23 protein-coding genes are annotated in these 24,969 nt (G+C 60.2%); 17 read left to right on the top strand and 6 right to left on the bottom strand.

The genetic code is table 11. The annotated features are described in order from the left end of the window. Positions 1–168 precede the first annotated feature (168 nt). The 8 genes from ACYZTZ_RS20675 (at position 169) to ACYZTZ_RS20640 (ending at position 9,654) form a co-directional block, all read left to right on the top strand. The gene (locus tag ACYZTZ_RS20675; RefSeq protein WP_461999558.1) at positions 169–891 is read left to right on the top strand and encodes a response regulator transcription factor; all 723 of its coding nucleotides are present in this window, start codon (positions 169–171) and stop codon (positions 889–891) included. Beyond that, positions 878–2,308, top strand: coding sequence for a histidine kinase sensor domain-containing protein (locus ACYZTZ_RS20670; protein ID WP_461999557.1), 1,431 nt, complete (start codon positions 878–880; stop codon positions 2,306–2,308). The genes ACYZTZ_RS20675 and ACYZTZ_RS20670 overlap by 14 nt, the downstream gene beginning before the upstream one ends. 182 nt (positions 2,309–2,490) lie before the next feature. Further along, on the top strand, positions 2,491–3,513 hold the full coding sequence (locus ACYZTZ_RS20665) for a PDDEXK nuclease domain-containing protein (protein WP_461999556.1): 1,023 nt from the start codon (positions 2,491–2,493) through the stop codon (positions 3,511–3,513). 109 nt (positions 3,514–3,622) lie between these two features. Then, complete coding sequence (gene cysM / locus ACYZTZ_RS20660; protein WP_008148007.1) at positions 3,623–4,525, top strand: cysteine synthase CysM; 903 nt, start codon at positions 3,623–3,625, stop codon at positions 4,523–4,525. Beyond that, positions 4,525–5,877 (top strand): 23S rRNA (uracil(1939)-C(5))-methyltransferase RlmD, encoded by a 1,353-nt coding sequence (gene rlmD, locus ACYZTZ_RS20655; RefSeq protein ID WP_461999555.1) that lies wholly within the window; start codon positions 4,525–4,527, stop codon positions 5,875–5,877. The genes cysM and rlmD overlap by 1 nt, the downstream gene beginning before the upstream one ends. A gap of 123 nt (positions 5,878–6,000) precedes the next feature. Further along, the gene (gene relA / locus ACYZTZ_RS20650) at positions 6,001–8,244 is read left to right on the top strand and encodes a GTP diphosphokinase (RefSeq protein WP_461999554.1); all 2,244 of its coding nucleotides are present in this window, start codon (positions 6,001–6,003) and stop codon (positions 8,242–8,244) included. Between the two features lie 5 nt (positions 8,245–8,249). Beyond that, complete coding sequence (gene mazG / locus ACYZTZ_RS20645; RefSeq protein WP_461999553.1) at positions 8,250–9,083, top strand: nucleoside triphosphate pyrophosphohydrolase; 834 nt, start codon at positions 8,250–8,252, stop codon at positions 9,081–9,083. Positions 9,084–9,111: 28 nt separating this feature from the next. Continuing rightward, positions 9,112–9,654, top strand: a complete 543-nt coding sequence (locus ACYZTZ_RS20640; RefSeq protein ID WP_461999552.1) for a DUF2058 domain-containing protein — start codon at positions 9,112–9,114, stop codon at positions 9,652–9,654. 70 nt (positions 9,655–9,724) lie between these two features. Here the strand turns inward: ACYZTZ_RS20640 and ACYZTZ_RS20635 are convergent, their stop codons facing one another. The 6 genes from ACYZTZ_RS20635 to ACYZTZ_RS20610 all read right to left on the bottom strand — a co-directional run bounded on the left by ACYZTZ_RS20635 (position 9,725) and on the right by ACYZTZ_RS20610 (position 17,172). Further along, positions 9,725–9,913, bottom strand: a complete 189-nt coding sequence (locus tag ACYZTZ_RS20635; protein WP_095132420.1) for a hypothetical protein — start codon at positions 9,911–9,913, stop codon at positions 9,725–9,727. A gap of 308 nt (positions 9,914–10,221) precedes the next feature. Continuing rightward, positions 10,222–11,442 carry a beta-ketoacyl-ACP synthase I gene (gene fabB, locus ACYZTZ_RS20630; protein WP_461999551.1) on the bottom strand — a complete coding sequence of 407 codons (1,221 nt, stop codon included), beginning with the start codon at positions 11,440–11,442 and terminating at the stop codon, positions 10,222–10,224. Between the two features lie 11 nt (positions 11,443–11,453). After that, on the bottom strand, positions 11,454–11,969 hold the full coding sequence (gene fabA / locus ACYZTZ_RS20625) for a 3-hydroxyacyl-[acyl-carrier-protein] dehydratase FabA (protein WP_046046480.1): 516 nt from the start codon (positions 11,967–11,969) through the stop codon (positions 11,454–11,456). A gap of 247 nt (positions 11,970–12,216) precedes the next feature. Beyond that, on the bottom strand, positions 12,217–14,118 hold the full coding sequence (locus tag ACYZTZ_RS20620) for an ATP-binding protein (RefSeq protein WP_461999550.1): 1,902 nt from the start codon (positions 14,116–14,118) through the stop codon (positions 12,217–12,219). Further along, entirely contained in the window at positions 14,115–15,047 is a 933-nt protein-coding gene (locus ACYZTZ_RS20615) for an ABC transporter substrate-binding protein (protein WP_461999549.1), read from the bottom strand. The genes ACYZTZ_RS20620 and ACYZTZ_RS20615 overlap by 4 nt, the downstream gene beginning before the upstream one ends. A gap of 1 nt (position 15,048) precedes the next feature. After that, positions 15,049–17,172 (bottom strand): TonB-dependent receptor plug domain-containing protein, encoded by a 2,124-nt coding sequence (locus ACYZTZ_RS20610; protein ID WP_461999548.1) that lies wholly within the window; start codon positions 17,170–17,172, stop codon positions 15,049–15,051. 196 nt (positions 17,173–17,368) lie between these two features. On the opposite strand from ACYZTZ_RS20610, the gene ACYZTZ_RS20605 reads away from it, so the two are divergent. The 9 genes from ACYZTZ_RS20605 (at position 17,369) to ACYZTZ_RS20565 (ending at position 24,952) form a co-directional block, all read left to right on the top strand. Beyond that, positions 17,369–18,394 carry an NAD(P)H-dependent glycerol-3-phosphate dehydrogenase gene (locus ACYZTZ_RS20605; RefSeq protein WP_461999547.1) on the top strand — a complete coding sequence of 342 codons (1,026 nt, stop codon included), beginning with the start codon at positions 17,369–17,371 and terminating at the stop codon, positions 18,392–18,394. Between the two features lie 30 nt (positions 18,395–18,424). Next, positions 18,425–18,772 (top strand): DUF4389 domain-containing protein, encoded by a 348-nt coding sequence (locus ACYZTZ_RS20600; RefSeq protein WP_007957804.1) that lies wholly within the window; start codon positions 18,425–18,427, stop codon positions 18,770–18,772. Continuing rightward, complete coding sequence (gene sixA / locus ACYZTZ_RS20595) at positions 18,769–19,221, top strand: phosphohistidine phosphatase SixA (RefSeq protein ID WP_461999546.1); 453 nt, start codon at positions 18,769–18,771, stop codon at positions 19,219–19,221. Before ACYZTZ_RS20600 ends, sixA begins: the two co-directional genes overlap by 4 nt. A gap of 68 nt (positions 19,222–19,289) precedes the next feature. After that, positions 19,290–20,957 carry an AMP-binding protein gene (locus ACYZTZ_RS20590; RefSeq protein ID WP_461999545.1) on the top strand — a complete coding sequence of 556 codons (1,668 nt, stop codon included), beginning with the start codon at positions 19,290–19,292 and terminating at the stop codon, positions 20,955–20,957. A 32-nt stretch (positions 20,958–20,989) separates the two neighbouring features. After that, positions 20,990–21,433 carry a hotdog fold thioesterase gene (locus ACYZTZ_RS20585; RefSeq protein WP_056743253.1) on the top strand — a complete coding sequence of 148 codons (444 nt, stop codon included), beginning with the start codon at positions 20,990–20,992 and terminating at the stop codon, positions 21,431–21,433. 336 nt (positions 21,434–21,769) lie between these two features. Continuing rightward, a complete protein-coding gene (locus ACYZTZ_RS20580) occupies positions 21,770–22,576 on the top strand; it encodes an alpha/beta fold hydrolase (protein ID WP_461999544.1) in 807 nt (268 codons plus the stop codon). Continuing rightward, positions 22,573–23,427, top strand: a complete 855-nt coding sequence (locus ACYZTZ_RS20575) for an alpha/beta hydrolase (RefSeq protein ID WP_461999543.1) — start codon at positions 22,573–22,575, stop codon at positions 23,425–23,427. The genes ACYZTZ_RS20580 and ACYZTZ_RS20575 overlap by 4 nt, the downstream gene beginning before the upstream one ends. A 50-nt stretch (positions 23,428–23,477) precedes the next feature. After that, complete coding sequence (locus ACYZTZ_RS20570; RefSeq protein WP_150657102.1) at positions 23,478–24,137, top strand: glutathione S-transferase family protein; 660 nt, start codon at positions 23,478–23,480, stop codon at positions 24,135–24,137. Positions 24,138–24,145: 8 nt separating this feature from the next. Then, positions 24,146–24,952 (top strand): DUF4892 domain-containing protein, encoded by an 807-nt coding sequence (locus tag ACYZTZ_RS20565; protein ID WP_461999542.1) that lies wholly within the window; start codon positions 24,146–24,148, stop codon positions 24,950–24,952. The last annotated feature ends 17 nt before the right edge of the window (positions 24,953–24,969 follow it).

Here is a 24,969-nt window from a genome sequence, read left to right as displayed (position 1 = left end):
GCACGCGCCACCTGCGCAGTGTAGCGATTTGCAGGCGGGCAATCTTCGTAAAATTGATGTCGGCATTCGTCGGCAGGATCGCCACTTTTACCTCACGGGCAAACCTTGTGTTGCCCGCGGCGAGGCAATCTTGAATAATCCACAACTGAGAATTATTTGCAGATAGTCATGACTCCCATCGCTGCTGGACACCCTCGTATCCTGTCTATAGAAGACGACCTCGTGCTCGGTGCTTATGTTCATGAGCACCTGGGACGTTGCGGTTTTCAGGTGACGTGGTGCCAGAACGGTCTGGAAGGCTTGACCATCGCCCGCCAGCAAGCCTTCGATGTGGTGCTGATGGATATTCTGCTGCCGGGCCTGGACGGGCTGAATGTACTGACGCAGTTGCGCCAGAGCCATTCCACCCCGGTGGTGCTGATGTCGGCGCTCGGTGCCGAGGCGGATCGCATCAGTGGTTTTCGGCTGGGCGCCGATGATTATCTGCCCAAACCCTTCAGCATGGTCGAGTTGCGGGTGCGCATCGAAGCGATCCTGCGGCGTGTTGCGCTCGACCGCCGGCCAGTGCCAGCACCGATTGCCCCTTCGGCGGACAGCCTGCGTTTCGACGATGAATGCTGTGATGTCTTTTATGGCGAACACGCTGCCGGCCTGACCCGCAGTGAGTTCCGGTTGCTGGAAACGCTGAATCGCAATGGCGATGAAGTCCTGAGCAAAGCCTTCCTTTATCAGCATGTATTGCAGCGCGGTTACGCACCCCATGACCGCAGCCTCGACATGCACATCAGCCAGATCCGTCGCAAGCTCAAGGCCGTCGGTTACCTCGAGCGCGAAGTGCGCACGGTGTGGGGCAAGGGTTACGTATTGAGTGCTGTCGATGAAGTGGACTGACCTGCCGGGCAAGCATTCGCTGTTCTGGAAACTGGCGTGTTTGTTGGTGGCGTTCTGTCTGCTGATGATCTGGCTCAGTTGGTCCTGGGGGCGCTACATGGAACAGAAAAACCTGTTCCTGTCCGACGAGGCACGGGGCACGCTGATGCGCTACGCCACCGAGGCCGAGCAGGCGTGGAATCTGCGTCAGAGTGCAGGCGTCGATGCCTGGTTGCATAGCGTCGGCCATCGCGAGTCGACATGGGTCGGTGTGATTGGCGGCGATTTGCAGTCATTGAGCAGTTACCCGCTGACGGAAAAAGAAACCCAGCGCCTGACTTTTTTACGCGGTCTGGATTGGCCGACAAGTCGCCATACCAAAGGTTTGCCGTGGTTGAGGGTGCCTTTTCCCAACGATCCGTCCGCTGGCAGTCTGGTGATCGAACTGCCCCAGCGTTTCGTGCCCGGCCGTTACCGGGTGTTCTGGCGGGTGATCACCAACGGGGTGATTCCCGGGCTGTTCACCTTACTGTTGTGCGTCGGTCTGTATCGGTTGCTGGTCGTGCCTTTGAACAGTCTGCGCGAACAGGCCAATGCCTGGCGTGCCGACCCGTTGAACGTGCGGTTGTCGAGCCGCATCACCAATCGCCCGGATGAGCTGGGTGAACTGGGCCGGGCCTTCGATCACATGTCCGAGCGCCTGCAAAGCACGGTGGCCCTGCAACAACAACTGTTGCGCGACCTGTCCCACGAATTGCGCACGCCACTGAGTCGCCTGCGGGTGGCCAGCGAAAGCGAGCAGGGGTTGACGCAATTGCGCGAGCGCATTGGCCGAGAGGTCGATGGCATGCAGCGTCTGGTGGAAGACACCCTGCAACTGGCCTGGCTCGACACCGAGCGCGCGCCGCTGCCCGACGAATCGATCCAGATTCAGGCGTTGTGGGAAATGCTCACGGAAAATGCCTGCTATGAAAGTGGCTGGCCGGCGAGCCAGTTGCGGTGTGCGGTGGATTCGTCCTGCTGGGTGCGCGGCCATCTCAATACGTTGGCTCAGGCGTTGGAAAACATCCTGCGCAATGCCATTCGTCATTCACCGCAGGGCGGCGTTGTGCGTCTTGGTGGGCAGCGCGATGGCGACTTCTGGCATTTGTGGCTGGAGGATGAGGGCGGCGGGGTGGCTGAGGCGGATCTTGAGCGGATCTTCTCGCCGTTCATTCGGCTCGACGGTTCGCGGCCGGGGGATGGTGGGTTCGGGTTGGGGTTGAGCATTGCGCGCAACGCGGTGCAACGTCAGGGCGGGAGTCTTTGGGCTGAGAATACTAAGTCCGGGTTGCGGCTGAATATGCGGTTGGTGGCTGATATTGATGGTGTGAGTGATGACGCTATCGCGAGCAAGCTCGCTCCCACAGTGGATGTGTGTCGGCCACAAATGGTGTGATCACCCCGATCCCCCTGTGGGAGCGAGCTTGCTCGCGATAGCGTCGTCACTGACACCACCATTCTGATTTTGCCGGAGCGTTCCCGTTATCTTGTACGACCTTTCCTAAAGGGTATTGCCGACACCTTAAGCCTGACTTGACGGAATAGACTCGCGTTTTTCTCGTCTTCCAGGAGTTCGGCATGAATGCATCCAGCGTCCCCGGCAACGCAGCCGACGACCGTTTCAATGAAGTGCTTGCGCTGATTCAAAGCGCCAAACAGCAGGCCATGCAGGCGGTGAATACCCAGTTGATCGAGCTGTATTGGCAGGTGGGTGCTTACATCAGTCGCAAGCTGGAACAGGCTGAGTGGGGCGATTCTGTGGTCAGCCAACTGGCTGAACATCTGGCTCAGACTCAACCAGGATTGCGCGGATTTACCCGGTCGAATTTGTTCCGGATGCGTCAATTCTATGAGATCTACCACGCTGAAAAGAAAGTCGCACCACTGGTGCGACAATTGTCCTGGTCGCACAACCTGATCATTTTCAGCCAGAGTAAACGGCCGGAAGAGCGGGAGTTCTACGTCCGTTTGGCAGTTCAGGAAAAATGGTCGAAGCGCGAACTGGAGCGTCAGTTCAAGACCGCACTGTTCGAACGAAGCGTGACCCAGCCCGCAAAAATCTCAGCAGTGCTGAGACAAGCCCACCCGGCAGCGCTTGAGATATTCCGCGACGCCTACATGCTTGAGTTTCTCGACCTGCCGGGTGGCCATGCCGAAACTGATCTGCATAAAGGGTTGATGGCGCGCCTCAAAGAATTCCTGAGCGAGCTCGGCCGCGATTTCTGCTTTGTCGGTTCCGAGTATCCGCTTCAAGTGGGTGGGTGTGATTTTGCCCTGGATCTGCTGTTCTTCCATCGTGGGCTTAACTGCCTGGTGGCCATTGAACTTAAGGTCGGTCGCTTTGAGCCGGAGTATTTGGGCAAGCTGAACTTCTATTTGGAAGCGCTGGATCGCAAGGAGCGCAAACCCCACGAAAATCCGGCCATTGGTGTATTGCTCTGCGCCAGCAAGGATGACGAGGTGGTCGAATACGCCCTTAACCGCAGCCTGTCGCCAGCGCTGATCGCTGAATACCAGGTGCAGCTACCGGACAAACAGTTGTTGCAGGCCAAGTTGCATGAGTTCTATGCATTGAATGTCGCGCAAGGCGAAGAGTACTGATCCAGCCCCTTATTCCGATAAACCATAAGCACCGTACTTTGCGTGATATGGCCTGCGAAGGTTTGCCGGTATGATAGGCGCCCCCGCAGTCTGGATTGCGAATTACGCCATGACCTTGCAGTACCCAACCATCGCCGATTGCGTCGGCAACACTCCGCTGGTCCGTTTGCAGCGCCTGCCTGGCGCCACCAGCAATACCCTTTTGCTCAAGCTCGAAGGGAATAACCCGGCGGGTTCGGTCAAGGACCGTCCGGCGCTGTCGATGATCACCCGCGCTGAATTGCGCGGGCAGATCCACGTCGGCGATACGCTGATCGAAGCGACCTCGGGTAACACCGGGATCGCCTTGGCGATGGCCGCCGCGATCAAGGGTTACAAGATGATCCTGATCATGCCGGACAACTCCAGCGCCGAACGTAAAGCCGCCATGACGGCGTATGGCGCCGAGCTGATTCTGGTCACCCAGGAAGAGGGCATGGAAGGCGCCCGCGACCTCGCCCAGCGAATGGAAGCCGAAGGCCGCGGCAAGGTGCTGGATCAGTTCGCCAACGGCGACAACCCGGAAGCGCACTACACCACCACCGGCCCGGAAATCTGGCGTCAGACCGAAGGCACCATCACCCATTTCGTCAGTTCCATGGGCACCACCGGTACCATCATGGGCGTCTCGCGCTACTTGAAAGAGCAGAACGAGAGCGTGCAGATCATCGGTCTGCAACCGATGGAAGGCTCGGCGATTCCGGGCATCCGTCGCTGGCCGCAGGAATACCTGCCGAAGATCTACCAGGCCGAGCGCGTGGACCGGATCGTCGATATGGCGCAAAGCGAAGCCGAAGACGTGACCCGTCGTCTGGCCCGCGAAGAAGGCATCTTCTGCGGCGTGTCCTCGGGCGGTGCGGTGGCAGCGATGCTGCGTCTGTCCAAAGAAGTTGAAAACGCGGTGATCGTCGCGATCATCTGCGACCGTGGCGACCGTTACTTGTCGACCGGCATTTTCGACGCGCCTAACTGATGGCCAAACAAGAGAGAGGCCTGCGCTTCCAGCCCACCGGCGGCAGCAAGGCCCCGCAAATTCCGACCGGCAAAAAGCAGCGCTTGAGTATCGAGCGCCTGGCTAATGACGGTCGCGGTATCGCGTTTTTTGAAGGTCGCACCTGGTTCGTCATCGGCGCATTGGCCGGTGAAGAAGTCGAAGCACGTGTGTTGGGCGCCCACGGCAAAGTGGTCGAGGCGCGCACCGAACGGGTGTTCCAGGCCAGCGAACTGCGTCGCCCGGCACCGTGTCCGCATGCCGGTCGCTGTGGCGGTTGCAGCGTGCAACATCTGCCGCACAACGAACAACTCGCCCTGAAACAGCGCATGCTCGCCGAGCAATTGTCGAAGGTCGCCGGTGTCGAACCCGAAGAATGGGCCGCGCCGTTGATCGGTCCGGAATTCGGTTACCGGCGTCGCGCCCGAGTGGCGGTGCGCTGGGACATGAAGGCGAAAAAACTCGAAGTCGGTTTCCGCGCCGCTGGCAGTCAGGACATTGTTGCGATCAACGAATGCATGGTGCTGGTACAACCCTTGCAACCGATCATGACCCGCTTGCCGGAAATGCTTCGGCGCTTGAGCAAACCTCAGGCGCTGGGGCATGTGGAGTTGTTCAGCGGTTCGTCGTTGGCGGTGTTGTTGCGGCACATGGCGCCGCTGTCCGACGCCGACATGACGATCCTCAAGGATTTCTGCGCCTTCCATGAAGCCCAATTGTGGCTGCACGGTGACGGCGAACCGCAACCGGTCGAGGCTTTCCAGTCGCTGGGTTATCGGCTTGAGCAGTGGGATTTGAACCTGGCGTACCGACCGGGAGATTTCATCCAGGTCAACGCCGGGGTCAACGAAGCGATGATCGCCCAGGCGCTGGACTGGTTGAAACCGACGGCGGATGAACGCGTTCTCGATCTATTCTGTGGTTTGGGTAACTTTGCCTTGCCGCTGGCCAAGGTCGTTCGCGAAGTGGTGGCGGTGGAAGGTGTGCAGGCGATGGTCGAGCGGGCAGCTGCAAACGCTGCTAGCAACAATCTTCATAATGCGACGTTTTTTCAGGCCGATTTATCCCAGCCTTTGGCCGATGCCGAATGGGCGCGCGAAGGCTTTTGTGCGGTACTCTTGGACCCACCGCGTGACGGTGCTTTCGAGGCAGTGCGCAAGCTTGCGTCCCTGGGCGCCAAACGGTTGGTGTATGTGTCGTGCAATCCGGCAACGCTGGCGCGCGATACGGTCGAATTGATCAAGCAGGGCTACCGGTTAAAACGTGCCGGGATTCTCGATATGTTTCCTCAGACGGCACATGTCGAGGCCATGGCGTTATTTGAAGCGAGCTAGGACGGCTCGTCTGGTCCGACTGGCCCGCCCGTGCAGCCGCGTACCGGCCCTGATGTGGGCGCACGGGCAACGAAGGTCAGCGATTTGACGCATTGAATCTGCGTCGTAGGGAAGGTAAGCAAGATGGTACAGGTGAGAGCACACCAGCCGATCAACACCGACGGCAGTATCAATCTCGAGGCTTGGCTCGATCACGCGGTCAGTGTCGATCCGGCACTGGATCGCGAAGCCTTGAAGGAAGCCTGCGAGTTCGCTCGACAGGCCGAACAGCAAGCCAATGCGGCAAAAAACCTGTGGTCCGAAGGGACCTCGAGTTTCCGCACGGGCCTTGAGATCGCCGAGATTCTCGCCGACCTCAAACTCGATCAGGATTCGTTGGTTGCCGCGATCCTGTATCGCGGCGTGCGCGAAGGCCAGATTGAATTGCCGGCGATCAGCCAGCGCTTCGGTCCGGTGGTCGCCAAACTCATCGACGGCGTGTTGCGCATGGCGGCGATCAGCGCCAGCCTCAGCCCCCGTCAATCCCTGGTGCTGGGCACGCAGGGCCAGGTCGAGAACCTGCGCAAGATGTTGGTCGCCATGGTCGACGACGTTCGCGTTGCGCTGATCAAACTGGCCGAACGCACCTGCGCGATCCGTGCGGTGAAAACCGCCGATGACGAAAAACGCAACCGCGTCGCCCGTGAAGTCTTCGACATCTACGCGCCTTTGGCTCACCGTCTCGGTATCGGTCACATCAAGTGGGAACTGGAGGACTTGTCCTTCCGTTACCTTGAGCCCGATCAGTACAAGCAGATCGCCAAGTTGCTGCATGAGCGACGTCTGGATCGCGAGCGCTTTATCGCTGACGTGATGAGCCAACTGAAGAATGAGCTGACCGCGACCGGCGTCGATGCCGACATCAGCGGCCGGGCCAAACACATTTATTCGATCTGGCGCAAAATGCAGCGCAAGGGTCTGGAGTTCAGCCAGATCTACGACGTGCGTGCCGTTCGCGTGCTGGTGCCGGAAATGCGCGACTGCTACACCGCGCTCGGTATCGTCCACACCCTGTGGCGGCACATCCCGAAAGAATTCGACGATTACATCGCCAACCCGAAAGAGAACGGCTACCGCTCGCTGCACACCGCGGTGATCGGCCCCGAGGGCAAGGTGCTGGAAGTGCAGATCCGCACCCACGCCATGCACGAAGAAGCCGAGCTGGGCGTTTGCGCGCACTGGCGCTACAAGGGCACCGACGTCAAATCCGGTTCCAACCACTACGAAGAGAAAATTTCCTGGCTGCGTCAGGTCCTCGAGTGGCATGAAGAACTGGGTGACATCGGCGGCCTGGCGGATCAGCTGCGGGTCGATATCGAGCCGGACCGGGTCTACATCTTCACCCCGGACGGTCACGCCATCGACTTGCCGAAAGGCTCGACGCCGCTGGACTTCGCCTACCGCGTGCACACCGAAATCGGTCACAACTGCCGTGGCGCGAAGATCAACGGGCGCATCGTTCCGCTCAACTACAGCCTGCAAACCGGTGAACAGGTCGAGATCATCACCAGCAAACACGGCACCCCGAGCCGCGACTGGCTGAACTCGAACCTGGGTTACATCACCACCTCGCGGGCACGGGCGAAGATCGTTCACTGGTTCAAATTGCAGGCGCGCGATCAGAACGTCGCCGCCGGTAAAACCTTGCTCGAGCGCGAACTCAATCGCCTCGGTCTGCCAGCGGTAGATTTCGACAAGCTGGCCGAGAAGGCCAACATGAAAACCGCCGAGGACATGTTCGCCGCGTTGGGCGCAGGCGATTTGCGTCTCGCACAACTGGTGAATCTGGCGCAGCAACTGGTCGAACCGGAGCGCGGCAACGAACAGCTGGAATTGATTCCACGCAAGGCCACCGGTTACAAACCGGGCAAGCGCGGCGACATCCAGATCCAGGGCGTCGGCAACCTCATGACCCAGATGGCCGGCTGCTGCCAGCCGCTGCCGGGGGATGCGATCGTCGGTTACATCACCGTGGGCCGCGGCGTGAGTATTCACCGTCAGGACTGCGCCTCGGTGCTGCAACTGGGCGGGCGCGAGCCCGAGCGGATCATCCAGGTCAGCTGGGGCCCGGTGCCGGTGCTCACCTATCCGGTGGACATCATCATCCGTGCCTACGACCGGTCCGGTCTGCTGCGTGACGTTTCGCAAGTGCTGCTCAACGAGCGGATCAACGTGCTGGCGGTGAACACCCGCTCGAACAAAGAGGACAACACCGCGTTGATGTCCCTGACCATCGAGATTCCGGGGCTGGATGCACTGGGGCGGTTGCTGGGGCGGATTTCCCAGTTGCCGAACATCATCGAAACCCGCCGTAACCGGACGCCGTGAAACCGATGTACAGCCTTGAAGACTTGCTTCACCTGATGAGCCGTCTGCGCGACCCGCAGTTCGGCTGCCCGTGGGACATCAAGCAAACCTACGAAACCATCGTCCCGCACACCCTTGAGGAAGCCTACGAAGTCGCCGACGCCATCGAGCGCGGTGACTTCGATCACTTGCAGGGTGAGTTGGGGGATTTGCTGTTCCAGGTGGTTTATTACAGCCAGCTGGCACGGGAAGAAGGGCGCTTCGAATTCGCCGGTGTCATCGACAGCATCACTCGCAAGCTGATCCGCCGTCATCCTCACGTGTTTCCTACCGGTGATTTGTACGCGCCGCTGGATGTTCCGCGTTTGAATGAAGATCAGGTCAAGCAGCGCTGGGAAGAGATCAAGGCTGAAGAGCGCGCCGAGAAATCATCCACGCCAACGCAGTTGTCGTTGCTCGACGACGTACCCGCAGCTCTGCCGGCATTGTCCCGTTCGGCGAAGTTGCAGAAACGCGCGGGGCAGGTCGGGTTCGACTGGCCTGACGCCTTGCCGGTGCTCGACAAAGTGCGCGAAGAGCTCGATGAAGTGCTCGAGGCCATGGCCGACAATGACTCGGCAGCGATTGCCGATGAAGTCGGTGATCTGTTGTTTTCCGTGGTCAATCTGGCGCGTCATCTCAAGGTCGATCCCGAAACTGCACTGCGTGGCGCCAACAGCAAGTTCGAAAGACGCTTCCGTTTTATCGAACAGGCATTGCGCGACACCCACCGTCCCATAGAAGATTGCACCCTCGAAGAGTTGGACGCCTTGTGGGGCGAAGCCAAACGTCAGGAAAAGAATTTGCCCAGCTGCGGTTGAGCAGTTGCCTAAGTGAGTAATAAGCACCATGAGCATTTCCCTTCGCGACCAGTTGCTCAAAGCAGGGCTGGTCAACCAGAAGCAGGCCAAACAGGTCGGCAAAGAGAAGCAGAAACAGCAGCGTCTGGCCCACAAAGGTCAGATCGAACTTGATGATTCGCAGCAGCGGGCGGCTCAGGAAGCCATGGCCGAGAAGGTCAAGCGCGATCAGGAGCTGAACCGTCAGCAACAGGAGAAGGTCGAGGCCAAGGCTCGTGCTGCTCAGGTCAAACAGTTGATCGAAGTCTCGCGTCTGCCGAAGCTGACGACCGAGGACTACTACAACTTCGTCGACGACAAGAAGGTCAAGCGCATCTGCGTCAACACGCTGATGCGCAACAAGCTCAGCAGCGGTTCGCTGGCCATCGTGCACCACGCCGGCGGCTACGAAGTCATTCCGCGTGAAGCGGCCCTGAAGATCCAGGAGCGCGATCCACAGCGTATCGTGCAGATGAACGTGAAGACCGAAGAAGTCGCTGCCGAGGACGATCCGTACGCCGCCTATCAGATCCCCGACGATCTGATGTGGTAAGCCGTTAAAGGCTGCAACAACGACAAACCCCGCTCATGGCGGGGTTTGTCGTTTTCAATGCTGTCATTGCTTATGCGGATTGGAGCTCTCGTTGCTGCTCCAGTTTTTCCAGCTCGGCCTTGTAGCTGTGGGCATCGGTTTCGGAGTGGAACATCCCCACCAGCATGTCTTGTTGGTGCACGTCCCAGATCCGGATACCGGCGGCTACGCCTTCGTGGGACTTATGTGAATCGTCGCGTTCAGTTACTTTTACAGTCATCTGCTAGCTCCAATCTCTGTTATCTGCAGCAAGGCGTGTGCAGGACTCCGTTATATGTTTGGTTAGCCTGCTAAGTAAACGACTGAGTTTGGTAACGGACTTTTGCGAGTTCGGTAAAAGTCCTGCAGCCCGCTAAACACGCGGCATTTGGTCGCAGGGCGTTGAGTTTCATGACAAAAGCTTCATGTTTGCGACGACGAAAACCGCGGTTGGAACCTCGAGGGATTGCGGTGTTCCACATTTATTCAGCACAAAAAAAACGCCCCGAACCAGTCGGGGCGTTTTTATGTGCGGCGTAGGCGGGGGTATTACTTACCGGCCCAGCGCTTCAGTACCAGCGTGGCATTGGTGCCACCGAAGCCGAAGCTGTTGCTCATCACGGTGTTGATGGTGGCGTCTTCGCGAGTCTTGGTCAGGATCGGCATGTCAGCCACTTCCGGGTCCAGTTCGTCGATGTTGGCGGAACCCGCCATGAAGTTGCCTTCCATCATCAGCATGCAGTAGATCGCTTCGTGAACGCCGGCGGCGCCCAGGGAGTGACCCGACAGGCTCTTGGTGGAGCTGATGACCGGTGCCTTGTCGCCGAACACTTCACGTACACCTTTCATTTCCATGACGTCGCCGACCGGAGTCGAGGTGCCGTGGGTGTTCAGGTAGTCGATCGGAGCGTCAACGGTGGACATGGCCATCTGCATGCAGCGGATGGCGCCTTCGCCGCTTGGGGCGACCATGTCGTAGCCGTCGGAGGTCGCGCCGTAGCCAACGATTTCCGCGTAGATCTTCGCGCCGCGGGCCAGAGCGTGTTCCAGCTCTTCGACCACGACCATGCCGCCACCGCCGGCGATGACGAAACCGTCACGCTTGGCGTCGTAGGCACGGGAAGCTTTTTCCGGGGTTTCGTTGTACTGGCTGGACAGTGCGCCCATGGCGTCGAACAGGAACGATTGGCTCCAATGTTCTTCTTCACCGCCGCCGGCGAACACGATGTCCTGCTTGCCCATCTGGATCTGTTCCATGGCGTTGCCGATGCAGTGAGCACTGGTGGCGCAAGCGGAGGAGATCGAGTAGTTCACACCCTTGATCTTGAACGGCGTGGCCAGGCAGGCCGAAACGGTGCTGCCCATGGTCCGCGTGACGCGGTACGGGCCTACGCGCTTGACGCCTTTCTCGCGCAGGATGTCCAGCGCTTCCATCTGGTTCAAGGTCGACGCGCCACCGGAGCCGGCGATCAGGCCGGTACGCACGTTGGAGACTTGCTCATCGGTCAGACCGGAGTCGGCGATGGCGTCTTTCATGGCCAGGTAGGCGTAAGCCGCCGCGTGGCCGACGAAGCGAAAGATCTTGCGATCGATCAGCTCTTCGAGGGGAAGGTCAATGGAGCCGGAAACCTGGCTACGCAGACCCATTTCGGCATATTCCGGGTTGAACCGGATGCCAGGGCGGCTTGCACGCAGGTTAGCGGAGACGGTCTCTTTGTCATTGCCCAGGCACGAAACGATGCCCAGACCAGTGATAACGACGCGGCGCATGCGGATAACCCTTAGAAGTTGTCAGTGGAGGTGAAAACGCCGACCCGAAGGCCTTCGGCGGTGTAGATCTCGCGGCCGTCGACGCTGACCGAACCATCGGCGATGGCCAGGTTCAGCTTGCCCTTCAGTACGCGCTTGATCTGAATGTTATAGGTTACTTTCTTGGCGGTCGGCAGAACCTGACCAAAGAATTTCACTTCGCCCGAACCCAGGGCGCGACCGCGGCCCGGCAGACCTTGCCAGCCGAGGAAGAAGCCGACCAGTTGCCACATGGCGTCGAGGCCCAGGCAGCCTGGCATCACCGGATCACCTTCGAAGTGGCAGGCGAAGAACCACAGGTCCGGAGTGATATCCAGCTCGGCGACCAATTCACCTTTGCCGTACTTGCCGCCCTCTTCGCTGATATGGGTGATGCGATCCACCATCAGCATGTTCGGGGCGGGCAGTTGCGCGTTACCTTGGCCGAACAGCTCACCGCGACTGCAGCGCAGCAGGTCTTCCCGAGTAAAGGCGTTTTGTTTGGTCATGCGAGCTCCTCAATAGTCCCATGCGGCAGGTGGGGCAAATCTTCCCGGCCGATCGAAGCGTTCATGCCTCGAGTCAGCAGCCTACTCATAGACTATTGCGTTGTGGTGAAAGTCACAGCACCAAGGACATGAATGTACACTTGTGCACTGAAATTATTATTCAAGCCCCTTTTCGGGCCTGTTCGGGTGCCTAAGACTGCCGCACTTTCGCCTTTCACGCCAGTCGCAGATAGCCGAAAGGCCTGCACTACTGCACCCAGCGCTGCAGAATTTGCTGCAAATCTGTGCGTTTGAAGGGCTTGGCCAGGTAATCGTTCATTCCCGCCGATAAACAGGCTTCGCGGTCACCCTGCAAGGCGTTGGCGGTCAGCGCGATGATCGGCAAGTCTGTGCAGCCGGGTAATTGGCGAATCTGTCGGGTAGCCTCGTAGCCGTCGATGATCGGTAGCCGGCAGTCCATCAGAATCGCTTCGAAAATCAGACTCTCGGCGCTGCGTACTGCCTGGGCGCCATCGGTGACGACGCTGACAGTAAAGCCCAGACTGCGCAACATTGCTTCGATGACCGTCTGATTGACCGGATTGTCTTCCACCAGCAACACGTTGCGCCCTTCGCCATCACCGGTGCGGGTCTGCGCGCGCGGCGCCAGCACTGGCAGCGTCTGTTTATAGAGCGCCAGCGGGATTTCCAGGGTGAACACCGAGCCGCGACCTTCCTCGCTCTGGGCGCGCAACGTGCCGCCCATGCGTTCAGCCAGCGTGCGAGCAATCGGCAGGCCCAGCCCGGTGCCACCGTATCGCCTCGAAATAGAACTGTCGGCCTGCTGGAAGGCGTTGAACATCAACTCCAGGCTTTCAGCCGAGATCCCAATCCCGCTGTCGCGTACGGTGCAGGTGAACCACAGCAGTTCGTGATCCAGCGACTGCCATTGCGGTTCGATGCTGACGCGGCCCTGTTCGGTGAATTTCAGCGCATTGCCGATCAGGTTGACCAGGATCTGCCGGATCCGCGTCGGGTCGCCCTGCACCTGCAATGCGCGCATGTCGTCCGGAATCGACAGCGCCAGGTCGAGCCCGCGTTGCACGGCGCTGTGCGAGAACGACTGGGCGCAATTGCCGATCAGGTCCGCGAGGTTGAACGGAATGTGCTCCAGCTCCAGTTCCGAACGCTCGATGCGCGAGAAATCGAGAATATCGTTGATGACTTTGAGCAGGTGTTCGGTGGACTCCGAGGCAAGCGCCGCGTATTCGACCTGCTCCTCGGTCATCTCGGTGGTTTCCAGCAGTTGCAGCATGCCCAGCACGCCATTCATCGGCGTGCGCAGTTCATGGCTCATCATTGCAAGGAAATCGGATTTGGCGTTGTTGGCCTTTTCCGCTTCCTCGCGAGTCTGAATCAACTGCGCCATCGCTTGATGCTGTTCGCGACTGGCTTGTTCGAGCCCGTTGGCGAGGTTGTTGATGTGTTGCGACAGCGCGCCCAGTTCAGTGTCGTCAACGATCGGCAGCGGCGTTTTGTAGTCGCCGTCCTGAATCGCCTTGACCGCGTTGCCGATGTCGCGAATCGGTTGCGACAGGCTGCCGGCCAGTCGCCGGGCGAGCAGAAAAGTAAACAACAGGGCGAACAGCGCCAGGATCCCGGCCTTGAACAGGATTTCCTGCTGACGCTGGCTGAAGGCGTCATTGGACAGGCCGACGATCACCCGACCCAGATAATCCTCGGAGGGCGCTGTGTTGGCGACGCGGCTGCCTTGCAGGAAATCATTGTGCAGCGGGATGCGTTGCAGCCGCACCGGGGCCTGGAACACTTCGACCTGGTGCGAGCGGTTGTGGGTTTCCGACGGTTGCTCGACGTACACCAGAATCCGGTTGGCACTGTCCTGGACTTCCAGAAAGCGCACATTGGGCGTGGCCAGGGTGGCTTTGAGCAAACTGTCGAGCACTTCGTTGTTGCCCGAGATCACCCCGTATTCGGTGGCCGGTGCCAGTTGGTTGGCGATCAATTGCCCGGTGTGGTTGAGCTCCTGACGCAGGTCCTGGATCCGCACGAAGGTGAAGAAACTGATCAACAGCAACGTCAGCAACAGGGCAGGGCCGAGGCTGATAATTTGTGTGCGGGTATTGATGTCCCAACGGCGACGGAAGGTCATGGGCGGTTTTCTCCTTCGGCCAACTGTGTTGCGACAGACGCTTCGTTCATCTGTTTAATCCCTAATGAACGAGCCACTTGCGGGTTGCTTAAGACTTTGAAGCGTTGCGGGTAGTGCGTGCGGGGCCACGTGGCCGGTGGCCGGTCGAGCAGTTCGTCGAGCATCGCCAGCCAATCGCTCTGATCGCTGTAGGTGCTGGCCAGGCTCCCGGCCCTGACGAACCCGGCGTTAGGGCCGATCAGCGCCAATTGCCGTGCATAGCTGCTGAGTAACAGGTTTTTCGCGGTTTTCGGGTTGTACAGATCGGGGTCGTCGAGGCCCAGCAACACGTCGCTGTTCTTCAGCAACGCCTGCAACGGCCGGCTGTCGTTGGTGTTATCCCAGCGCTCGGTGACCACTTCAAGGTCCAGGGCGTGGGCGGCCTGATGCAGTTCTTTCAAGAGAAATTCGCTGTGGCTGTCGAAGAGTACGCCGACCCGTTTGGCCTGCGGCAGCAGCAGTCGGGTCAGGCGCAATTGTCGGTCCAGGGGCGGATCGCTCCAGAGCAGGCTGAGGTGCGAGGGCAGGGTGGCTCCCAGATGCTGACGGGCTTGCAGGCGGCTGATGCGCAGCACCAGCGTCGCCGGGCCCTGGGCGTCTTGCAGGCGCCAGTCGAGACTCGGCAGGTCGAGCAGAATCAAACGGGTGCCGGCGGGCAGTTTGCCTGGCGCCGGCAGACTGGCCAGCGGCTGGAAGTGCACGTTATCGGCAGGCCGCAAAGCGCTCAGGGCCTGAGTGAAGGATTGCATGCCCGGGCTGTCCTCGGCGCCGGTCAGCAAAATGTCCGCGGCGCTGGCCTCCAGGCTGCTCAGAAGCCCGGCAAACACCAGGCACAACCCGGCCAGCAGGCGGCCAAGGATTGGCGTCTTGCGTGACGGGCGATACAGCATCTTAAAACGTCAGCTCCGCGCTGAAGTAAAGCACTCGGCGCTCGTCGTAGTTGTTGTCGACGAAGGTTGTGGGCTGGCTGTCGAGGCGTTGCTGGAGGACGCCGGCCAGTTCCAGGCTGGCCTTGCCCAGGCCGATGCGTTTGGCGATGCGCGTGTCGACCCGTTCGAAGCGGTAGCCGTTCAGGGCATCGTCACCATAGTAGAAGAGCGCGCTGTTCCAGCCATGGCCCCAGTTGCGCAGCCAACCGGCGGAACCGCTGTTTCGGGCAGTTTGTTGTGCATCCAACGGGTTGCTCGCCTCGGCATCGACGTAGGCATAGGTGAGGCGCAGGCGATCGGCGCTGCTGATCCGCCAGTCGAGCTGGGTTTCTGCCCCTTCGAGGCGCGCGCTGTTTGAGTTGCTGGCGATGTACTGATTGTTGCGCAGCGGTTCGCTGATCATCCCGGTGATTTCGTCGTAGAACAGCTTCACATCGACCGCCAGCCCGACTTCGGCAAAGTAGCCGTTGTAGCCCAGCTCCCGGGAGCGCATGTGTTCCTGTTCGAGGTCGCCGGGGCCACGGGTCTTGACGAAATAACGGGCACTGGACTGGCCATAGGCGCTGGGCCGCAGGTTCTTTACCTGATAGCTCCAGTTGACGTTGTTCTCGAACATGTCCGGCGAGCGGACGGCTTCCGAATACACCGCCCGCAGGCCATGGCGCGGATTGATCAGGTAGTTGACCGCCACCCGCGGAGTGAGCGAACTGCCGATCAATTGCGTGTCTTCGAACATTGCGCCGCCCTGCAGCAACCAATGCTCGGTGGCGCGCCACTCGAGCTGGCCGAACGCCCGCCAGGTGGTGTCGTCGAGGGTGCCATTGAAGTAGGTCTCGGAATCTGCCCGGTCGTAACGATAGTTCATGCCGCTGACCAGCCGCAGACTGTCGGACAGGCTGAGGGTGTCCTGCAACTCAAGGTCGTAGCGCGATTCCCGGGTGCTCTGGTCAATATCGCCACAGAGGGTTTGCCGGGCGCCGTTTCGCCATTGATCCAGCACTTGATTGGCCAGTGCGCGCTGGGTCGGATCACCTGCGGGTGCGCCGGGGCCGGTGTAGCGTTCCATGTTGCGTGCCAGGCGTTCGGTGTAATTCGGGTTGAGCTGCCAGAGTTCGGTCAACTGCGGGCTGAACGAAACCTCGGCATCGCAGGCACGCCAGGTCTGCTGACGATCCCAGTGTTGCGCCGAGCCCTGGATGTACAGGCTGTGATCGGGATTGATGTCGAGGTTCCAGCGCAGCGAGCCGGCGTAGTCCTTGGCGATGACGTCGGAATTGTTCCCGGCATCGGTAATCCCCGAGAAGACCGGGCGGTACGTATACGGCCGCTGGTTGCTCCCGTCCTTGGCATTCAATTGCCAGTCGATGCTCTGGTTTTCAGTGAGCGTCTGGCTGACGGCAAGGTTGAAGCGGTTCAAGCGGCGGCTGTCGCGATAATCGGCGCCATTACGGTCCGAGTCGAAACCGTCGTCTTGCTGGCCTGACAGTGACAGACGCAGGTCGCCGCCGTCCCAGCCCACGCCCTGGCTGGCGTAAAAGTCGTCGATGCCGCGCTGCCCACGGGTGACTTTCATCCGCGTGCCGTGGCTGTCGGCCGGGTTGCGCGTGATGATGTTGACCACCGCCATCAGCGCATTGGCGCCATAGCTGACGGTGTTCGGGCCGCGAAAAACCTCGATGCGTTCGATGTCTTCCAGGGCCACCGGAATATCACTCCAGTCCACCGTGGCCAGGCCGGCGCGGTACACCGAACGGCCGTCGATCAACACTTGCATGCGCCGCGCTTCGGTCGCATTGGTGCCGTGATAGTTCACTGCCGCCTGGTTACCGTTGATGTTGCCGACCATCATGCCCGGCACCAGTCGCAGCAACTCGCTGATGTCCCTGGCGCCACTGGCGTTGATCAGTTCGCTGTCGATCACCGTCATGCTCCCCGGTACCGCGGCCGGCGACTGCTTGAGTCGCGTCGCGGTCAATACTTGCGGCAGCGGCTCGCTGTCGAGGAACAAGTCGTCGGCAAGCAATGGCGAACTGAAAATCAGCGCCAGTACCAGCGGCGAGCGAGGTGATGGAGAGCCAAACGACACAACACATCCTTGATAGCGAACAATTGGCGCGCATGTTAACCGAGCGCAATGACTTTTCCAGTCACGTTGTGGGCATTTTCCTCGGTTTTCTTGGTCTTCTTCCTACAAGTACCGGTAATTGATGCGGGGGCTGGCCGCCACTGGGCCGCTCCGTATAATGCCGACATCGCCACTGGTATGGATTAACGGATTGCATATGACTGAACAGCGCCCAATTGCGGTCCTGGGAGGCGGAAGTTTTGGTACCGCCGTGGCTAACCTGCTGGCCGAGAACGGGCATCAGGTCCGGCTGTGGATGCGTGACCCCGAGCAGGCCGAGGCCATTCGGGTCAATCGCGAGAATCCGCGTTACCTCAAAGGCATCAAGATTCTGCCGGCCGTGGAAGCGGTCACCGACCTGCTGGCCACTCTGCAAGCCTGCGACTTGTGCTTCGTCGCACTGCCGTCCAGCGCGCTGCGCTCGGTATTGATGCCGCACGCCGAACGTTTGACCGGCAAATTGCTGGTGAGCCTGACCAAAGGCATCGAAGCCCACACCTTCAAACTGATGAGCGAAATCCTCGAAGAGATCGCCCCGCAAGCGCGAATCGGCGTGCTGTCCGGGCCGAACCTGGCCCGTGAAATCGCCGAACACGCGCTGACCGCCACGGTGGTCGCCAGCGAAGACGAAGAACTCTGCCAGCGGGTCCAGGAGGCGTTGCACGGCCGGACCTTTCGCGTGTACGCCAGCGCCGACCGCTTCGGCGTGGAGTTGGGCGGAGCACTGAAAAACGTCTACGCCATCATCGCCGGCATGGCGGTGGCGCTGGGCATGGGCGAAAACACCAAGAGCATGTTGATCACCCGGGCGCTGGCGGAAATGACCCGCTTTGCGGTGAATCAGGGCGCCAACCCGATGACCTTCCTCGGTTTGGCGGGCGTCGGGGATTTGATCGTCACCTGCTCGTCGCCGAAAAGCCGTAACTACCAGGTCGGATTCGCCCTCGGTCAGGGCTTGAGCCTGGAAGACGCGGTGACGCGCCTGGGCGAAGTCGCTGAAGGCGTGAACACCCTCAAGGTGCTCAAGGCCAAGGCTCAGGAGGTGGGCGTGTACATGCCGCTGGTCGCCGGGCTGCATGCCATTCTGTTCGAAGGGCGCACGCTGGAGCAGGTAATCGGTCTATTGATGCGTGCCGAGCCGAAAACCGACGTCGACTTTATTTCCACCAGCGGTTTCAACTGAGCACTCAATTACAGGGGCAGGGAGCGAGACATGAACGATCCGAAAACAGAAGCCAAGTACGAATCCATCCTGCTGCGCGTGTTGTGGATGATCGTCTACGTGCTGGTCTGGCAAGTGGCGCAATTCATCCTCGGCGCCGTGGTGTTGGTTCAACTGATCTATCGTTTGATATATGGCGCCCCGAGCGCCAGCCTGATGAACTTCGGCGACAGCCTGAGCCAGTTCCTGGCGCAGATCGGTCGTTTCGGCAGCTTCCACAGCGACCAGAAACCGTGGCCGTTCGCCGACTGGCCGACGCCGCGTACACCGGAAGGTGAAGCGCCGCACGTTGTGGCGCCAGCCCCGCATCCGGCTCGAGATGAGGAACCGAAACTATGAAACTCTGGGTATTGCGTCATGGTGAAGCCGAGCCACACGGCAAGCGTCCTGATTCGGAACGGGCACTGACTGCCCATGGTCGTGAAGAAGTGCTGCGCAGTGCCGCCGAGTTGGCCGGCAAGCCGCTGACCGCGATCTACGCCAGTCCTTACCTGCGAGCGCAGGAGACCGCAGAAATTGTGCGTACAGCGCTGAATTTCGCGCCGGAGATTCGCACTGTCGACTGGCTGACACCCGACAACCGCCCGCAAGCGGTGGCGGAGCAGTTGGTGTCTGTGGATCACGCGTTGCTGGTCAGTCATAACCCGCTGGTGGGTAACTTGCTGGGTTACCTTCAGCATGGACATGTGCAGGACCCGGAAGCGGTCCGCACCGCCGGCCTTGCAGAACTTGAAGGTGATTTGCCGCTGGCCGGCGCGATGAAGCTCAACGGCATCAAGCACCCGTAAAATAGTCAGCCGAGCAACTGCTTGGTTGGCTACGCTTGCTCCAGACCAGAAATAAAGGAGCGAGTCGCATGCCTGCTGCTTTTCGTTTGCCGCTGGACGTTTTCTACGAGCGTGAAGCGCGCCATCCCCGCCAGCGCTTTTTGGTCCAGCCCACGGGCGGCGGCCAGGTCGAAACGCTGACCTGGGAAGACGTCGGGCATCAGGCGCGTTGCGCCGCGCATTGGCTGCGCGCACGCGAACTGCCCCAAGGCAGCCACATCGCCTTGATCTCGAAAAACTGCGCGCACTGGATCATCGCCGACCTGGCGATCTGGATGGCCGGCCATGTGTCGGTGCCGCTCTACCCGAACCTCACCGCCGAGACCGTGGCCCAGGTCCTTGAACACTCCGAAGCGGCGCTGGCGTTCATCGGCAAACTCGATGACTGGCCTGGCATGTCTCGCGGGGTCAGCGCTGATCTGCCGACGATCAGCCTGCCGTTGCATCCACCTGGGACGTTCGATTTCAGCTGGGCCGACCTGCAAAAGAGCTCACCGATCCAGGACGATCCCAAGCCGTCCGCCGACCAGTTGGCGACCATCATTTACACCTCCGGCACCACTGGCATGCCCAAAGGCGTGATGCACAGCTTCGCCAATCTGGGGTTTGCCACCACTCGCGGCACGCAGCTGTTTGACTTGAATGAGTCGGATCGGCTGCTGTCCTACCTGCCGCTGTGCCATGTCGCCGAGCGGATGTTCGTCGAACTGGCGTCGATCTACACCGGGCAAACGGTGTTTTTTGCCGAGAGCCTCGACACCTTCCTGACCGATTTGCGCCGTGCACGTCCGACCGCGCTGTTCGGCGTGCCGAGGATCTGGACCAAATTCCAGATGGGCGTGTACAGCAAGATCCCGGCAAAGCGCCTCGACTTCCTGCTCGGTCTGCCGATCATCGGCAAGCGGGTCGGCCACAAAGTCCTGGCCGGGCTTGGGCTGGATGCCTTGCGCATCGCCTTGTCCGGCGCCGCGCCAGTGCCGCAGACCTTGCTGCTGTGGTACCGCAAACTGGGGCTGGATGTGCTGGAGGTCTACGGCATGACCGAAAGCTGCGGCTATTCGCACGTTGGCCTGCCGGGCCAGAACAAACCCGGCTGGATCGGCAAACCCTGCCCGGAGGTCGAGGTGCGGATCGCCGAGTCGGGCGAGGTCATGGTGCGCAGCGGCGCGACCATGCTCGGGTATTTCAAGGAACCTGAGAAAACCGCCGAAACCATCACCGAGGATGGCTTCCTGCGCACCGGGGACAAGGGCGAAGAGGACGCCGAAGGCAACCTGCGCCTGACCGGGCGACTGAAAGAAATCTTCAAGACCAGCAAAGGCAAATACATCGCCCCGGCACCGATCGAAAATCGTCTGGCGGAGCATTCGCGCATCGAACAGGTTTGCGTGGTGGGCGATGGCCTGAGTGCGCCGCTGGGGTTGTGCGTGCTCTCGGCGGTCGGTCAGCAGGACGCCAGCGGAACGGCGAGGGCGGGCCTGCATTCAAGCCTGGAAAAACTTTTGGAGGAGGTCAACGGCGTCCTCGACAAACACGAACGCTTGCGTCGATTGGTGGTGGTCAAGGACAGTTGGGCAGTGGAAAACGGCTTCCTGACGCCGACCCTGAAGATCAAACGCAACGTGATTGAAGCGGCTTACGGCGCCCGTTTCGAAGAATGGAGCGCGCGCAGCGAAGCGGTGCTGTGGCAGGATTGAGTCACGAATAAAACCAACAAAGGATGTCAGCAATGAGCTTGTGGCGTACCCATCCCAACATTGAACAGTTGAACGCAATCCAGAAAAACACCATCGGCGAAGTGCTGGATATTCGCTTCGAAGCCTTCGACGACGAGTCCCTGACTGCGAGCATGGTCATCGACCATCGCACTCACCAGCCTTACGGCCTGCTGCATGGCGGCGCCTCGGTGGTGCTGGCCGAAACGGTCGGCTCGATGGCCAGTTATCTGTGCATCGACGCCAGCAAGTTTTACTGCGTGGGCCTGGAAATCAACGCCAACCATTTGCGCGGCTTGCGCAGCGGGCGGGTCACGGCGGTGGCCAAACCGATTCACATTGGCCGCACGACGCATGTCTGGGATATCCGGTTGACCAGTGATGAGGGGAAGGCCAGTTGTGTGTCGCGATTGACCATGGCGGTGGTGCCGTTGGGTGAGAATCCACCGGCGCGGTAAGAGTGTGTTTCTTCAATTAGATCCACCCCTCACCCTAACCCTCTCCCCACGGGGGCGAGGGGACTGACCGAGGTGTTCTTTCGAGTTACATCGACCTGAAAGTCCGAGTCGAACTCCGGTCTTGAAAAGCCCCCGATCTGCTCCCTTTCCCCCCTCTCCCCCGTGGGGAGAGGGCTGGGGTGAGGGGTGGATCTTGAGGCTTGCAACAAACTCAGAACATCCACAGTCTCGCATCCCCCTTGACCGGACTGTCATCATTCCTGGCACTTACGGTCATTGCTGTAGAACGTCGTCTTACGGACAATCAATCCTTGTTTTCGTTGATGGATCACCGGTATGTCGCAACAGATATTTTTCGCCCACGCCAACGGCTTCCCCTCGGGCACCTATGGCAAGTTGTTCGCGGCGCTGGCGCCCGAGTATCAGGTGACGCATCTGCAGCAGCACGCCCACGACCCGCGTTTTCCGGCGGACGACAACTGGTACAACCTGGTCGACGAGCTGATTCATCACCTCAAGCAGCAACCGGAACCGGTGTGGGGCGTCGGCCATTCCTTCGGTGGCGTGCTGCATCTGCACGCGGCGTTGCGGTGTCCCGAGCTCTATCGCGGCGTGGTGATGCTTGATTCGCCGGTGCTGACCCGCGCTGATCAATGGGTGATCCGCGCCGCCAAACGCTTCGGTTTCATCGATCGCCTGACCCCGGCCGGCCGTACGTTGGGACGTCGGGAAGAATTCGCCGATCTGGAAGCTGCCCGACTCTATTTCGCTGGCAAAACCCTGTTCCGCAGTTTCGACCCGGAATGCTTCGACGCTTACCTGCAACACGGCTTGCACAAGGTGGGCGACACGCTGCGCCTGCGCTTCGACCCGGCCACGGAAATCAGTATCTACCGCGGCGTGCCGCACACCAGTCCCGGCCGCACACGGCAATTGAAAGTGCCGCTGGCGGTGGTGCGCGGGCACAAGAGCCGGGTGGTGATGCGTCATCACGCAAGCCTCGTGGGGCGCTTGCCGCAGGGCGAGTCCCTGACCATGCCGGGCGGCCACATGTTTCCCCTCGAACGTCCCCAGGACACGGCCACGCTGCTGAAGAACCTGTTCAGCCGCTGGGAAGGTCGCCGCCAACAGGATTGCGCATGAACAATGTCGTTGAAGAAGTTCGCCTGAGTCTGCCGCACATCGAGCTGGCAGCGCACTTGTTCGGCCCCGAAGACGGCCTGCCGGTAATCGCCTTGCATGGCTGGCTGGACAACGCCAACAGCTTCGCCCGGCTGGCACCGAAGCTCAAAGGCTTGCGCATCATCGCGCTGGACATGGCCGGTCACGGTCATTCCGGGCATCGGCCGACCGGTGCCGGTTACGCACTGTGGGACTACGCCCATGACGTGCTGCAAGTGGCCGAGCAATTGGGCTGGAAGCGCTTTGGCCTGCTGGGGCACTCCATGGGCGCGATCGTTTCGCTGGTGCTGGCCGGTTCGTTGCCGGAGCGCGTGACCCATCTGGCGTTGATCGACGGCGTCATTCCTCCTACAGACAAAGGCGAAAACGCTGCCGAACGGATGGGCATGGCCCTGCAAGCGCAGCTGGATTTGCGGGAGAAGCGCAAACCGGTCTACAACACCCTCGACCGGGCCATCGAGGCGCGCATGAAAGGCTTGGTCGCTGTCAGTCGCGAAGCCGCAGAACTGCTGGCCCAACGTGGATTGATGCCGGTGCCGGGCGGTTATACCTGGCGCACCGACAACCGCCTGACCTTACCGTCGCCGCTGCGTCTGACCACCGAACAGGCGATGGCCTTCGTCCAGCGGGTCAGTTGTCCTGCAAAACTGGTGGTGGCTGCCGGCGGCATGCTCGCCAAACATCCCGAGTTGCTGGAGCGTCTACCCTTTAGCCGTGAACAGCTGCCTGGCGGTCATCATTTGCACCTGAATGACGAACCCGGTGCCGATCTTGTCGCAGACTGTTTCAATCGGTTCTTCGCCGTTCCTTGACTTGCGCCGGGCAACTGTCGAGGCTGGGCGGGTTGAAATGGGAGACAACCATGATAGATCTCTACACCGCTGCGACCCCGAATGGCCACAAGGTCTCTATCGTGCTCGAGGAACTCGGCCTGCCCTACACGGTGCACGCCTTGAGTTTCGACAAAAAGGAACAGAAGTCCGAGGGCTTCCTCAAGATCAATCCCAATGGCCGAATTCCGGCGATTGTCGACCGCGCCAACGGCGATTTCGCCGTGTTTGAATCCGGCGCGATCCTGATTTACCTGGCTGAACTGAGCGGAAAACTGCTGCCAAAAGACCCCAAGGGGCGTTCAGTGGTCCTGCAATGGTTGATGTTCCAGATGGGTGGAATCGGCCCGATGCAGGGCCAGGCCAACGTGTTTTTCCGTTATTTCCCGGAGAAACTCCAAGGCGCCATCGATCGCTATCAACATGAAACCCGCCGCCTCTATGAAGTGCTCGACACGCGCCTGCAAGCCGTGGAGTTTCTGGCCGGTGAGTACAGCATTGCCGACATCGCCACTTTTCCGTGGGTTCGTGGCCATGAGTGGTCGGGTGTCGAAGTCGACGGTTTGCCGGCCTTGCAGCGCTGGATGGCAACCATGGAGGCGCGTCCGGCGGTACAGCGTGGTTTGCTGGTGCCTGAGCGTATCGATGACGCCAGTATCATCAAGGGTGCCCAGGCCATGCTGATCCGATGAGTCTATCCATGCGTTCACTCAATCTGCTGGCGCTGTGTTGTTTCAGTCCCCTGTTGTTTGCTGCCGATGTCCCGGGCAGTCAGGACCTGCCGATCGTGCCGCGTATGGCCGATGCGCAGATCGTTGACTATCGCCCGGTCGCCGAACTTGAGCGGATCTATCCACTGGGCTCGATCCGCAAAATCAGTGGCCAGTTGCGCTTTGACGGCCAGGTCGCTGCCCGGGGGCAAACCACTTCGGTGACCTACGAGTTGCCGCCGGAGCATTCCTCCACCGAGGCCTTCACCGCCGCTCGTGAAGCGTTGCAGAAGCAGGACGCCCAGTTGCTGTTCTGGTGCCAGGCCCGTGATTGCGGCGAAAGCAGTCTGTGGGCCAATGATGTCTTCGGCAATGCCAAGCTCTATGGCGCTGATGATCAGCAAGCCTTCTTGCTGTTGCGCCTGGCGGCCCCACAGGACAACACACTGGTGGCGCTTTACAGCATCACGCGTGGCAATCGCAAAGCGTATCTGCACGTCGAACAGTTCAGCGCCGCTGCGCCGCTGGGTGATTTGCTGCCGACGTCTGCAACCTTGCTTCGAGAGCTCAAAAGCACCGGTGAGCTCGATTTCCCCAAACTGACCGGCGATCCTGACGATGCCTGGCTGCGCCTGATCTCTCGTGGGCTGAATCTGGACACCACGTTGCGGGTCAGTGTTTCCGGGCCGAAGGCCGAAGCCTGGCGTCAGGCACTGATCGGGCAGGGTGTGCGTGCCGCCAGGATGGAAGCTGGTAACGTCGAAGGCGCTGGCTTGCACATCGAACTGTTGCGGTAAGCTTTATCAGGCGAACG

The organism is Pseudomonas sp. LB3P58, from assembly GCF_054897895.1.
The sequence above is the reverse complement of the archived record's forward strand: the minus strand, read 5'-3'. Positions and strand labels throughout refer to the sequence as shown.